At 65.6% G+C, this 14,708-nt stretch carries 2 protein-coding genes; one reads left to right on the forward strand and one right to left on the reverse strand.

All coding sequences use genetic code 11. The annotated features are described in order from the left end of the window. Window positions 1-636 precede the first annotated feature (636 nt). Entirely contained in the window at window positions 637-12,615 is an 11,979-nt protein-coding gene (locus C1717_RS09770; RefSeq protein ID WP_146003691.1) for a SpaA isopeptide-forming pilin-related protein, read from the reverse strand. A 754-nt stretch (window positions 12,616-13,369) separates the two neighbouring features. Here C1717_RS09770 and C1717_RS09775 point away from each other — a divergent pair. Next, window positions 13,370-14,590 carry an IS110 family RNA-guided transposase gene (locus C1717_RS09775; RefSeq protein WP_245859336.1) on the forward strand — a complete coding sequence of 407 codons (1,221 nt, stop codon included), beginning with the start codon at window positions 13,370-13,372 and terminating at the stop codon, window positions 14,588-14,590. The last annotated feature ends 118 nt before the right edge of the window (window positions 14,591-14,708 follow it).

Here is a 14,708-nt window from a genome sequence, read left to right on the forward strand (position 1 = left end):
CCTCCGGATGGACAGAATCGGCTTCTCAAAGGCCGATTCTGTCCGATTTGAGGGATCTCGATTTTTCACCGCTTCTCGAGATGCGGTGATATAGACATTCCGTGCCCCCGGGAGCCCTCGGGCGAGCCACGGCCCCCGGTTCAGAACCGGGAACCCTTTCCTCGGCAGCACCTTGGGGAGCGCTGCCGCCCGAAACGGCGTGCCCAGTCGAAGATCCAGCCCGTAATGGCCGCCCGACCCGGAATGGCCATCTGAGAGCATCTCGATGAATTGATTTATATATAAAATCCGCCGAGGTCCCTCTGGATGTACAGAATCGGCTCCTCAAAGGCCCATACTGTCCAATTTGCGGAATCTCGAATTTTGAGCTCATCTCGAGATTCTGGAATATGGACGTTTCCCTCGTCTCCGCGCTCGCCGCGCGAGAAATGCCGGCGCTGTGCGCGCCGCACGGCATAAGCTGGCACGGACGACACCGCGCGCGGCGTAACGGAGTCCGGCATCCATGGAAAACGGGGCGCCCGCTCGATTGAGCGGACGCCCCGCGTCCCTTATCTTGCAGCCGACATCCAGCGGTACCCGAATCTGCCCCCCTGGCCGGCAGCTATCGCACGTCGGCCCTCACGGCCGCCTGCCTTACCGAGCCTTGCGGCGGCGTCGCAGCTCACCCGCCATGATCAGCAGCGCACCGCTCGCGACCAGGTAGCCCGCCATGGGCAGCAGGTCGCCGGTCGAGGTGAGCCGGTCGAGCAGCGGCGTAGGCTCGTCCACCGCGGTCACGGTAAGTCCATCGTCCGACACGTAGTAGCCGGCCGAGCGCTGGCCGAGGAACCCGGCAGAGGAGGTAGCCTCGCCGCTCACGGAGCCATCGTTGGCCACCGTGAAGGAGAAGTCGCCCGCTATGAGCTCATAGCCCTCGGGTGCCACCGTCTCGGTCAGGGTGTAGGTCTCCCCGGCCACGAGTCCTTCGAGCGCCGCGGTACCATCTTCGGCGACCGCGACCGTGCTCTCGGTGGTTCCGTCCGCGAAGGTGCCCTCGATGCGGAACTCAGCGCCCGCAAGCGCACCGCCGCCGGTGCTCACCTTGGCAAGGTCGACTTGGACGACCTCGTCGGCAACGGTCACCACGGGCGTATCGCCCGCATTGTCGACCTGGACGAGACGTGCGACTCCCTCGGGCGTATCGCCTGCGAGCGCCACCGTGCCGTCCTCGTAGACGAGCAGGGTGATCGGGTCGATCGCCCGGTAGCCGTTCGGCGGAACCGTCTCGGTGAGGACGTAGGCGCGACCCTCGGGCGAGCCCGCGAGCTGGAGATCCGTGAACACGGCGCCGAACTCATCGGACGTGAAGGTCTTCGAGGCCGAGCCGTCCGGGAAGGTGCCCTCCACCGGCTCGAGCGTGAACTCGGCCCCGGCGAGCGCCTGGCCGCCCTCATCGGTCTTCACGAGCGAGACGCCGAGCACCCGGTCGAGCACCTCGACCGAATCTTGCGCAGCGCCCACCGTGAAGCCGTCGGGGGTATTGCCCACCACGGTTATCGTGCCGTCCGCAGCAACGTCGAACGTAAGGGTATCCGTCAGGAGCTCGTAGCCTGCAGGCGCCACGGTCTCGGCGAGCACATAGCGGCTGCCGGCTTTGAGACCCGCAAGCACCACGGAGCCGTCATCGCCCGTGATACCGCTAATGACCTGCGGCTCCCCTGTGCTACCAGCAGGCAGCACCTCGGTGAGGGTGAACTCGGCGCCCGCGAGGTAGACCTTGCCGCCGTCGGCGCCCGCGGCCTTCACGACCGTGAGCTCAGCCGGCGTGTCGGCGACGGTGATGAGGGCGATGCCCGTGCCGTCGTCATGCGTGACGGTGTAGGTACCCGAGCCGTCCGTCGGCGCGAGCGTGCCGTCCGCGGCCCCGGCGACCTCGACGGTGCCGTCCGCGGCGACCGTGAACTCCACGGTGCCCGCGAGCTCGAAGCCCTCGGGCGCCGTGACCTCGGTCACCTGGTAGGTGCCACCAGTCGCGACCTCTGCCTCCAAGGTGATTAGGCCGTCCACGTCACTGATGTAGCTGCGCACCTCTTGGCCGCCGCCCGCCCACGTGGAGGTTCCGGCGGGCTTGATCTCGAACACGGCGCCCGCGAGCGGCGTGCCCGCGGCGTCGGTCTTGAGGAGCTGCACGCGCGTCGCCGGGTCGGTCACCGTGATAGTGGCCACGCCGGTCTGGCCGTCGAAGGCGATGCCGTAGACGGACTCATCGTAGTCGCCCAGCGGGACGATCTCGCCGTGGTCGCCCACCGTGAAGGTGAGCTCGGCCGTCATGTCCTCGTAGCCCTCGGGGTAGATGTCCTCGCGGATGGTATAGGTGCCGCCCACGAGCAGCTGCTCGATCTCGAGCGGGCCGGCGTCCGTCGTGGTGTAGCGGTCGTTCTCGGTCGTGCCGTCGGCGAACGTCGTGCCGTCGGCCGGCTCGACCACGAAGCGCGCGCCCACGAGGTTCTGCGAGCCGTCGTCGCCGTTCTTCTGGAGCTTCACGGTTACCGGGCGGTTGGTCGCGGTGATCGTCACCTGGCTGTACTCGAGCTTGAAGAGCGGGTCGTTGTCCGCCGTGCCGTCGACCGTCACCGTGCCGTCGTGGTGCATGGTCACAGTGATGCTGCCCTGCGCGCAGGCGTAGCCCGCGGGCGCCGCGACCTCCTCGATGCGGTAGGTGCCGCCGTCGACGAGCTCACCCGTGATGTTCACGAACTCGACGTTGCCCGTCGCGAAGTCCTTGGGGTCCGTCGTGCCGTCGGCGAACGCGCTGCCACCGACCGGGGTCACGCTGAAGGTCGCGCCGGTGAGCGCGCCGCCCGCCTCGTCGACCTTGCGGAGCGTGAGACCCGTCTGGGTGTTCACCACGTTGCCGAGGTTGACGTCAAGCGATGCAGAGCCGTCAGCGAGGCGGCCGATGGTGAACGCCTGGGTGGTCACCATGCCGCCGGCACCCGTGGTGCCGTCCGGCGCGACGTGCTCGTAGCCCGGGGCGGCCTGGGTCTCGACGAAACGGTAGGTGCCCCAGGACAGGTTCTCGAGGGTCAGCACGCCGCTCGTGTCGCCGAGCGACTCAGGAGCGCCGGCGCTCAGGGTGCCGTCCTGGCCCTCGGTGACCCTGTAGCGGTTGCCGGTCACCAGGTTGGTGATGGCGTCCTCCCAGTTCCCGCTCTCCGGGTCCTGACGCTGGAGCGTGAAGACCGCGCCGTTGAGCTGCTCGCGCGTCTGCGCGTCGATCTTGGTGAGGGTCACCGTGCCCGGCAGGCGCGTGTTCGCGACGCCGGCCGCATCGAGCGTGCCGTACCGGACGTCCACGCGGAGCGCCTCGCGGGCGCCCGCATCCATAAGGTTGAATTCGCCGTTATGGTCCTCGTTTTCAAGCTCGAACGTGATAGTGAGCGGGTTCTGCGCGTCGACCTCATAGCCGGGGTTGGCCGTCTCGGTCAGGCGGTAGGTGCCCTTGCGGTTGAGCTGCGTCGAAATGGTCAGGTCGCCGTTCGCGTCGGTCCTGAGGGCAGGCGCCACCGTCGACCAGCTGGTGCTGCCAGGCGCCTGGTACTCGAGCTTGAAGGTCGCGCCCGAGATGCCGCCCTGATCCGGGTCGTCCGCATCGTACTTATGGAGCGTCACCGTCGCGCCAAACTGCTCGTTGATGAGCACGGTTGCCGGGTTCTGCTCCGCGTTGTCGCGCACCGTCACCGTCTCGCCGTGGTTATCCTCGGTGATCTGGAAGGTGAAGACGGCGTCCTCGCCGTCCGGCAGGTAGGCGCTATCGCTCGTGGAGGTCTCCACGAGGTAGTACGTGCCGGGCAGCAGGCCGTCCCCGGTCCGCTTGTGCTCGTCATCGCCGCCGTTAATGTACTCTTGGCCAGTACCGATGCCTGTCTTGGAGTTGTACATGCCGTTCGAGCCGGTCCTGATGCCCTCGACCATGAGGACATCCTGCGAGCCCTCGCTCAGGTCGGGCGCATCACCGACGGCGCGGTACAGGTCGAAGGTCGCCCCGTTGATGCCGGCGCCGCTCGCCCCGCCGAGGCGCTTCGTGAAGCTGAAGTACCCGCGGAAGATCGGGTCCTCCACGGTGAGCGTCAGGCGGCCGTCCTCGACCGAGACACTTCCCTCCTCGCCCGCGCCAAGCGTGAGCTGCGTACCATTGTTATCGTCGGCATAGCCGTTTCGGCTGGCGGAGATGGTGAACGTCACCTCGTCCATGCGCGCGTAACCATCGGGCACGGCGCCGGTCTCTACCACGGTATAGGTGCCCGTGGGGATGCCCACGAACCAGCCGGCGTTATCGCCCGTCATCGGGACCGCGCCGTTGCCGCTCGTGACGGCGCCGCCGTTGCCGGTCCCGTTAGGCCACACCGCCCTCTGCTCGGCTCCGCCGGGCCACACCCAGCTGGAGACGGTGCCGTCGGGGGCCTTCTGCCACACGCCGTAGACACGCCCGTGCTGCATGATGGCGAGCTCGAGCGTCACGTCGCCCTGGTCGATCTCGGTCGTGCCGTCGTTCGTGTCATCGACCTTGTCGAGCGTGAAGCGCGTGGCCACGTTCTGGATGGCTCCGGCGGTCTGGTCGCCGGTGTCCGCATCGCCCGCGCCGGTGGTGGTGCCATCGCTCACGGCATAGTAGCCCGCCACCGAACCGTCTTTTTCGACGGCGCGGTAATAGAGCTGGTTGCCGTTCTCATCGAGCTTGGGCAGGCTGCTGTATGCCCATGTCCATGTGACGCCCTCGATCGTCCACGTCGCCTCGGGCGCGTGGGTCGCATCCTCGCCGTACTCATACGTCACGTTCGTCCAGCCGGACGCAAGGGTCTCATCCGTCGTCGACTGGAGCGTCAGCTCGGGCGTGACGTCATCGCCGGGCTGGCTCGGCGCGATGCCCGTGCCGTGGTCGTCCCACGTCTTGGTGCCGCTGAAGCCGATCAGTTCGGTCGAGTTCACAAAGGTCTGGTTCACACCGTCGCCGTTGAGCTCGGTGCTGTCGCCCTCGACCGTCGCCATACCGTCGCCGAGGTTCTCATTCAGGGGGCTCTCGACATCGTACGCATCGGGCACGACCTCGACGGCGCGGTACTCGTACGCACGGCCGCCAGCGTCGTACATTGGCAGACCGGTGAAGGTCGCCGTCGCCTCGTTGATAACGTCGCCGTTGCCGTCCAGCATGGCGGAGCGGACGGTCGCCTCGATCTGGTTGTTGTTGACATCGGTCACATAGGACCACTCGCCGTCTCCGATGCGTTGCTGCAGGCGATACGTTACCGTCCAATACGTCGATTCATCGGCGTTCTGCACCTCATCGCGCAGGCCCCACATGTTGGACTCGTCGTCCCACACCTTCTTGATGGAGAGCTGCGTGGACTCGAGCCTGTTGGTGATGGTCGTCGCGCTCTCGATCTCGTTGCCCTGGCCGGGGCCGAGGACGTTCTCCGTCTGCTCGGTCACGCCCGCGCCGTGGTACGAGAGGGTCGTTTCGTAGGTGATCTCGCAGCTGCCGTCGTCATGGGTCGTATCGCCGTTCTGGGCGATGTCAACGTCCACGGGGGACTGCGAGCTCGCCGTCTGCGTCATCGAGGACTCGACCACGCGGTACTGCACGTTGTAGCTCGTGTCCGCGTCGTTCGTGACCACGGTGGGCACGCTCTCCCAGGTGTAGGTCCAGTTGTTGGCTGCGCTGAGCGTCTGCGTCTCGATCGGCTGCTGCGAGTTCGGCAGGGGCCTGTTCATGCCGCTCGCGCCGAACGCCACGTCGGCGTCCGCCCATGCGGACCAATCGGTCGAGCCGACCACCTGATAGCGCGCCTGGAGCGTCACCTCGATGGAGACGGGGCGCAGGTTCCACTGGTTGCCCTCGTCCTGCCAGACCTTGGTCACGGTCACGCTGCCGTCAAGGCCGTTCACCAGCTCGGAGATCTCGCCGGTGTACTCATCGGTCGTGCCCTGCACCAGGTCGGTGCCCTGGCCCTCGCCCGTGCCGGTGATGACGCGGTACGAGGTGCTGCCGTCCGGCAGCCGCTCGGTCACCTTGTAGGTCCAGGCGTTGCCGTCGGGCGCCCACTGCTCGAGGTTCGAGATGGTGTACGTCCAGGTGTCGTGCTGGTCGGTAGCGCTATCGATCTGCGTCCACTCGAGATACGCCGGCGCCTCGTCGTTCACGTAGTTGAGCTGGACGGTGTGCTCTGCGATGTTCTCGGTATAGCGCGAGAGCGTGAGGATGACGGAATCCGGGCGCGGGCCGTAGTAGCCGCCGTAGTCCTCCCAGCGCTTGGTACCCGTGAGCTCGAGCGTATCGCGGTGGTAGCTGTTGGCGAAGGTCACGTCGACCATCTGGTCGTAGGTCTTGGTGGTGGTGCCGTCATCGCCCGCGTTCTCGGTCGCCGCGACCACGAGGGTCTTGCCGTCGCCATCCATGAGGTCATCGGAGCGCATGCCCTCCGAGCCGTCGGCGAGCTCGACGGTCTCACCCGTCTTGAGGTCGCCGCTGCCCAGGCTCAGGTCGCCCAGGCCCACCGTGGTGGTGTAGCCGTCGATCGAGCTCTCGACCACGTAGTAGTGCCAGTACTCGCCGTCGGGCGCGTAGATGTCGAGCCCCTCGAACGTGTAGGCGAAGCCGCCGTCCGCGGTGTAGGCGAGCCCGCCAGTGTCACCGGTGCCCGACGCCGCCGCGGTGAACTGCTCGCCCGTCACGGTATGGGTCGCCACGAGCTCGGGGTCGCTGGTGTCGCCGTTCTCATGCCTGAACGTGCGGTAGAGCGTATAGGTCACGTCCGGGTAGACGTCGCCATCGACGCGCTCGCCGCTGAAGAGCTTCTTCACCGTGAGGCTGCCATCGGTGGGCTGGTAGACGTTGCGGAGCATGAAGGAGCCGGTCTCACCGTGCTGGACGATGTAGACGTTGTTTTCGAGGTTGGTGTAGACGTCGGAGAGGTCGATCTGCTCGACCTTTTCGGGGTCGTTCCAGTCGGTGCCCTCGAGCGCGTCGGTGCCGATGAGGCCCACGATGACCTCGACCGCGCGATACTCGTAGAGCTCACCCGCCTCGTTGTAGCGCTCGAGCGCCTCGCCCGTGTCGGTGCTATCCGAGGTGTTGAGCCCCTTGTGGTCGATCGTGAACGAATAGGCGTTGCCGCCCACGGACTCGAGTTCCTGCGTCCACGCGATGGCGCTGTTCGCACCGTCGGCGGTCTCCTCTCCCGCTACCGGCGTCCAGGTTCCGTCAGTGTTGTGCTGGAGGTGCACCGAAGGCCATGCGACCTCCTGCCCCGCGGCGCGCACCGGGCGGCGCTGGATGATGACGAGCACCTCGGGCAGGTCCTCGCCGTCAGCGATGCCGGGCACGTCCTCCCAGAGCTTGGTGCCGTTCGCGACCACGGTACCCGTGAGCGCGTTGTGGAACGTGCCGCCGGAGCGCACGGCGTAGTCGGAGCCGGCCACGTTGCCGATGTTCTCGTCGGCGATCGCGGTGCCGGTGGTGTCGTTGTCCTGCGCGCTACCCGTACCCTTCACGTTCACGAGCTTGGCGAAGTCGTCATCGGTCACGCCGTCGGCCGAGAAGGTCACGTCGCCGTAGCCCATGCTCGCGCCGTCGCTCGCCATCTGCTCGGTGGCGTAGTAGATGATTTCGAAGCCGTTCGCGTCGTACTTGGGCAGGTTGCTGATCGAGCAGGTCTGCGCATACTGCGACGCCGCAAGGTTCGAGGAACCCGGGTCGGTTGCCTCTTCCTCATCGGCGGTCCACAGCCAGTTCACGTAGCCGTCGACCTGCTCGGGCTTGTAGCCGTTCTCGCTCGTCACGCGGTAGAGCGTGAGGTAGATGTCGGGACGCTGCTGCGCGGAGCCCTCGTTCACGTAGTAGTCGTTCCACTGCTTGTGGAAATGCGCCTCCGTGGTGCCCTGGCGGCGGTTGGTCGCGGTCCAGGTCTGGTTGTCATGGAAGTGCAGGTCGCCCACGTTGTAGTCGCCCGCGGAGACGGAGATGCGGTAGTCGCCCGCATCCGTGCCGGGTGCCCACACCTCGTTCACGGTGTAGTGCACCACGTCGCCCGCGCCCGTGTACTTGGGCAGGCCGGAGAAGTAGTACGTGCCGTCCGCCTGGGTGCTCACCGGGACGCTGAGTGTCTTGCCGTCGGCGGAGACCGTGGCGTCGGCCGTGGTGTACTGCTCCTTGTTCGTCGACGTGCCGCCCCGGCTCTTGTAGACGGGCAGGTAGTTGCCGTCGGTCAGGTGGATGTAGATGCGACCCTGGTACTCGACGAAGGTCGCGCCCGGGTCATCGACCGTGAGCTCGAGGATGGCTTCGGGACGGCTCGTGGCGTCGGCGCCCTCGTCCTTCCACTCCTTCTCGACTGTGAGGTCCACCAGACCGATGCGGCGGTTCTCGACCGTGAGCAGCTGCTTGCCCATCGTGCCTTCCTCGCCGATGCCCTTGCCGGAGGTCGTCACCTCGTAGACGTGGTTCTCGGTGGCCACGCGCGGGCACGTCTGGTTCTGGGGATAATCGTCGTCCCAGCCCTGGTTCGCCCAGTAGGCCGCGCTCTCGCCGTAGACATCGAGCGCCTCGTCGCGGTTGGCGACCACGGGGTACTCCTCACCGGTCACCTCGTCACGGAGCATGACCTCCTCGATGGTGAGATCGCGCCAGTCGATGGTGTTGGAGCCGGCGACCGTGAACTCGTGGAACCAGCCGTTGGCCTCGGAGAGCTCGAGGTAGCCGCCGCCGACGGGATTGCCCTCGGCATCCTCGCCGAAGAGCAGCGTGCCCGCCGGGATCGCGAGATCGCCCGCGCTGTTGTAGATATTCCTGTTGGCGGTGACGCTCACGAGGCTCGTGAGGCGGTGCGCCGCGTCGTCGCCGTCGACCCATTCCTTGGTGAGGTGGAAGTCGGTCGCCTCACCGGGGCCGTAGGAGTTCTCGATGTAGGTGGTGTGCGTCTCGGCATCGTAGACGCGCGTGCTGTTCCAGCCCTCGGGGTCCTCCTCGACGATGCGGTAGACGTAACGGCCGCCGGTCTCGTCATAGAGCGGCAGGCCCTCGATCTCGAGGTAGTAGGCGCTCGTCTCGAGTACCGTCGCGCCCTCGAAGCCCTCGGCCACGAACCCGTCCTGGGGCTCGGTGTCGACAGTGCCGTCGAGCACGAACGTGCCGATGAGCGTCGTGCCCCGGTAGACGTTGACCGTGCAGGCGCTTGCCTTGTCGGGGAAGTCGACCTGCTCGTGGTAGAACTCGCCGTCGGCCTGCTGCCAGGTCTTGTCCACGTACTCGTCGACCGTGTTCTCGAACGTGTTGGTGATGACGGGGGTCTCGCCGGTCTCGTCGATCGTGGAGGTGAAGTGCACCGCCTCGACGGAGTCGCCGTCGCCCTCGGTGGTGCGCAGGTGCAGCGTGAAGCTCGCCGAGCCGTCCTCGTTGCGCTGGAAGTCCACGTCGTCGGCGGTGTAGCCGTCCTGCGTCACGCCGGACTCGACCCAGCGGTAGCGGACCTCCTCGCCCTCCTCGTCATAGCGGTCGAAGCGCCCGCTGATGTCGAGCGTGAGCTGCTCGGCGTTGAAGCCGTCGAGGTCCTGGGTTACGGCGTTGCCGTCGTCGCCGAGCACGTCGGCCCAATGTCCGCCGGCCTCGCTGTCGTCAGCGACCCACTCCTGCAGGGTGAACTCGCAGGTGATCCCCTTCACCTGGTCGGCGAAGGCGTCCATGGCCCAGGTCTTGGTCGCGGTGACCATGGTCTGGCCCGTCAGGCGGTTGCTCACCGTGCCGCCGTTGTAGGTGAGGCGGTCGGTCGAGGTGCGCGTGTAGCTGCCGGTGAGCGGCGTGTTCTGGCCGTTGCGGTTGGTGTAGTTGGGCGCGGTGTCCGCCACCGTGCCGTCGGCACTCACGCTGCCGTAGACGGTCTCGTAGTTGGCAAGCTGCGTGTCCTCGCGCACGCCGTAGGCATACGGGTAGCCGTCGGAGTCGTACTTGTCGAGCCTGAGGTTCGGGTACTGCGCGTCGAGCAGCTTGCCCAGGTTCACCGTACCGTCACCGTTGAGGTAATCCTCGTAGTCGGGGCTGGCGGGGTCGAGCGTGAGGGTCACGAAGTTGCCCTCGGCGTCGCGCACCTGCGAGGCCGTGGCGGCCGAGCCGTTCTGCGTGTAGCGCCACAGGCTGAAGGAGACCGGGCCGCGCCCCTCGGTGTTGCCGCCGTCGAGCCATGCCTTGCTGGCCGTGAAGTCGGTCACGCCCACGTGCGTCATGATCATCGAGCCGGCCGTCTCCTGCGAGGTGCCGCCGTAGGCAGCGGTCACGTCGCTGCCGCGGTTGGGCACGGCGGTGTTGTCGTAGGTCGCCTCGTAGTAGTCCGTCGTCTGGGTTTGGTCGCGCTCGTAGCGGATACGGTACTCGATGGGCTTGCCATCGGGCGTGTATTGCGGGGAGGTGAGCGTGATGACGAGCTGGTTGTGCTCGTCCCAATCTTCCGACGATATCTCGATGCCGATCTGCGCCCGATCCTCAGCGCTCATCGCATAGAGGGCGGCAAGCGAGTAGCTCGTCCCGTAGGGCTGGTTGTCCACGAACATCTCGAGCCATACGCGGGCGTCGGTGGCACCGATCAGCGTGCCCGGGTCCTCGTCGCCGACCTTCATGATGATGTTGAAGTACTTGTCGGACTCGAGCTGGAAGATCTGGCTGTCCGCCGTGCTGTTGCCATGGAAGTAGCGGCTGTAGTCGGCGCTCTCGGCGTTGTGGCTGACGCTCCAGGTGATCGGGTGATCCTTGGTGGTCGCATCCCACAGGAGGTTGCCGTCGGTATCCGTCATCTGGAAGCCCTCGTCATCGAGGCGCGGCGCGTAGGTGGTGACCGCGAGGTTGCCGGGCAGGCCCGTCGCCGAGATCTCGACGGTATTCACGCCGGTCGACGTCGCCACAAAAGCGTCCTGGATCTGTTGGAACTGCTCTTCGCTCATGCCCAAGTAGGTCTTGGCGTTCTCGAACGTGAACTCGTGCTGCGTTCCGTTTACCGTGAAGTAGAGCTTGCTGTTGCTCTTGATGGTTTCAACGGAGGGGCGGCTCGAGCTGTTGTTATCGGCCCATTGCGTGATGATGCTACCGGACCCGTTGAAGTTGCTGAGCCGGTATTCGTCTGCGGGCTTGTTCTCGTCTGCAAGGAGCATGAGGTCGCTCATGGCATCGAGCACGTCAAGGCCCGAGGAGAGGGCGTCCTCCTCGGGGGTCGACTCGTTGGCCGGGTCCCCCTCGGCGGGCTCTTCGGTCTCCACGGACCCGCTCGCCTGGATCTCGCCCTCGATGCCCATCGCCGCCGCAAAGGCGTCGAGCGCAGGAAGGGTGAGGACCGCGGTCTGGTTGGCGTCGCCATCGGTCGCTATCTGAAGGGCCCACTCGATCTGGGTCTCCGCCATGGTCATAAGAGCGGTATCGACCTCGACCTCGAGCGCAAGGCGCATATCGGCGGTCGCAAGGGCCTCGGTGCCCTCGGCCTCCGCCGCCGGCTCGGTGCCCTCGGTGGGGGCGCCGATGGTGTAGGTGGTGCCGGCCGCATCGGTCGCGGTGACGAAGGTGACGGTGAGCGCGGAGCCATCGGCTGCAGGCTCGGCGGTCGCGATGCGGATGCTGGTCTCATCACCGTTCGCATCGCGCTGGTAGATATCGAAGGTATCGGCGCTCGCGAGCACGATGCCCTCAGGAAGGTTCACGGTGAAGGTGTCGCCGGGCATGATCACGGTGTGGTCGCCCGTCTCGGCGTTGGCAGCCGGGTCGAGCACTGCGGCGAGGTCGAGCGTCGCAGGGAGCTGGGCTGGCAGCAGCGCGCGTACGTCGTCCTCCGTGAGGACATCCTCGGCAGGGGCGGTCTCGTCGGTAGCATCGCCAGCAGCGTCGCCCTCCTCATTCTCGGTTGTGGCGAGCGCGGAGCCATCCTGGCCGTCCTCCGAAGCAGGCGCGCTCGCGGCGTCGTCGGCAGCTTGAGCGGCGAGCTGCTCGGCAACGTAGGCGCGGACCGCGTCCTCGTCAATCGCAAGGCCCTCGGGAGAGGAGAGCTCGAGGTTCAGCGCGCGACCAGTCCAGTCCCACGCCTCCACAGCACGGAGCTCGTCAGCAGGCTCCTCGCCTTCGGCACCGGTGGTGGCGGAGGGATCGTCCGTAGCGCCATCGCCCTCGGTCGAAACGGTCGAGCCGTCTCCCTGCGAGGTCGCGGCGTCGCTGCCCTGGCCCGCTCCGGTCAGCGCCTCATCGGAACTCGTCGTGGAATCGGCTTCGTCGCTCTCAGCGGCTCCGTCATCTTCGGCGGAAGCATCGCCCTGATCGGTTCCACTCTGGTCTGCCGCGGTGCCGGTATCGCCATCCTGGCCGGAAGCATTCTCATCGCCAGAAGGCTCGGTACTCGCACCGTTGCCAGTGGATGCGGTGGGATCGCTCTCGCTGTTTGCGTTGACCATCACAGTGTGGGCGACGTCGCCCGCGGTCTCCGAGATGGCGAACGCCACGCCGCTCGACGCAAAGGTCTGCCACAAGAACGCGACGACCACGAGCACGGTAAGCGCGCCGCGCCATTCGCGGCGAACCGTCTTGAGGGCCTTGCGCCCCATTTGCGCCATGCGGGTGGCCAAAGACGATGCGTCTCTGTGCTGACCAGTTCGACTGCCGTGCTTCATTTGAATTTCCTTCCAGCCGCTCAGGAGTCGGGTGCTATGCGCCGCCTCGATACCGGGGGCGCTGCCGGATTCCCCGACTCACCCACGTACACCCTGTATCGACACGCTCCATGTATTAGGCACTCAAGGTGCCTAATACGAGTACGTACTACTCTACGGATTGGAAGGGTTTTCCGTTTACGTCTCTCACCTGTGGAAACAATGGGGCTATCAGGTGGTCTCTTTCATTTCTTACAGGGGTCTTACAGATTTCATACAAATTACTTAATGTGGTCCCCCCTATCATTTTTCACACGCATTCGTTATCGCCGCTTCGTCCATCAAGGATTCGATGACCCATTCAAATAGACTCGAACAATCGCCGATCTTTCCCTACCAGAGCACCTCATGCACCTTGCGAATAAAAATGACCCCCCTATCAAGCTTTCAGATTCGCTAGATTCTGAGTTCTATTGGATAAATAGGCACCCCATTACAGTTTGAGAAGTAGTTAGCCCAATCGCTTAAGCCATCCGCTTAGACGGTCGGACTACGATTGACATATGTCCCGAGGGACTGCCGATCGGGCGCCCGCGGACGGCCTTATGCCCCTGCCCCTTGAGGGCCCGGGGGGTGTTGCCGACGCGGGCGCCGCTGCTTCTGACGACTAATAGGAAACTGCCGGGCTCCTCCGACCAAAGAGCGCCACGGCCAGGTAATGTGGGTGTCGCGCGAGGCAGCATTCCGATCGACCGACGATTGGAAGGATACCATCATGCTGACCGAAGCCACCGCCTGCCCTGCCGTAATAGGCCTCGACGTCGGGAAGTTCTCCCATTGGGCGTGCCACGTGACCAGGCAGGGCGAGATCCTCGCCAGCGGCCCCGTGGCCAACACCGAGCATGACCTGGACAGCCTGTTCGCCCGAGTGGATGCAGGGACGCTGGTCGTCGTCGACCAAGTGCGCAACATCGGGTCGCTGGCGATATCGAGGGCAAGGCTGGCCGGGCTGCCCGTCGCCTACCTGCCGGGAATCGCCGCCCACGGAGCTGCCAAGCTGTTCGCGGGCGACGCCAAGACCGACGAGCGCGACGCCGCGGTCATAGCCAAGACGGCGCTCGGCATCCCGGATTCGCTGCTGCCCGTGCCAAGGCGCGACGAGAGGCTCGAGGCCGCAAGGTCGATGGCGGCGCAGAGGAACCACATGGTCACCTGCTCCACCCGTGACAAGAACAGGCTCAGGAGCATACTCCTGGAAAGCTGCCCCGCGTTCGAGGCGCTGGCCGACCTGGCCGATCCCCATTGGCTGAAGATGATGGAGTCCCTGGGCGGCCCCTGGGGCATCCTGGATGCCGGCAAGCCTGCCGTCGGCGCCGTGACCCGCGGCGCGAACAGGGCGCGCATCGACGCCGCGCTGGCGGCGATATCGTCGTCGACGCGCCCGTCCGAATACCAGGTCATGGCAGAGAACCCGCAGGTCAGGATGCTTGCCAGGCGTATCAGGGAGTCCGCCGAGGAAGCCGCAAGGCTCGACACGGAGATAACGGCGCTGCTCGTCGAGGACGGCACTTACGAATGCCTGCTGACCATCCCAGGAATCGGCCCAAGGACCGCATCGGAGCTGGTGATAAGCATCGACATCGACGACTTCCCCGACCACGACCACCTCGCATCGTATTGCGGAATCGCTCCCAGGAACCGCCAGTCAGGCAAGTCGATATCGTCGGTGAGCGCCTCGCGCCAGGGAAACAAGAGGCTGAAAAACCTGCTCATCTTCTCCTGCAACTCGCTTAGCAGGAGCAGGGGCCGGTTCGGCGACTACTACCGCAAATGCAGGGATCGCGGCATGTGCCACGGAGAGGCATTGAAGGCGGTCGCCAGGAAGAGGATGAAGGTGATCTACGCGATCATGAGGGACAAGGTCCCGTACTCGGCCTAGCTAGCCAGAGCCATAGAAAAACGCCAGCCCGACAAGGGCTGGCGTCAGCATGCTCGAAAGCAGTGATCTTTGCCAACAAAATCAGTTGACAAAACTATAGGAACACCCCCCATCTTTA

It is taken from the genome of Enorma phocaeensis, assembly GCF_900186505.1.
GTDB classification, from domain to species: Bacteria; Actinomycetota; Coriobacteriia; order Coriobacteriales; family Coriobacteriaceae; genus Enorma; species Enorma phocaeensis.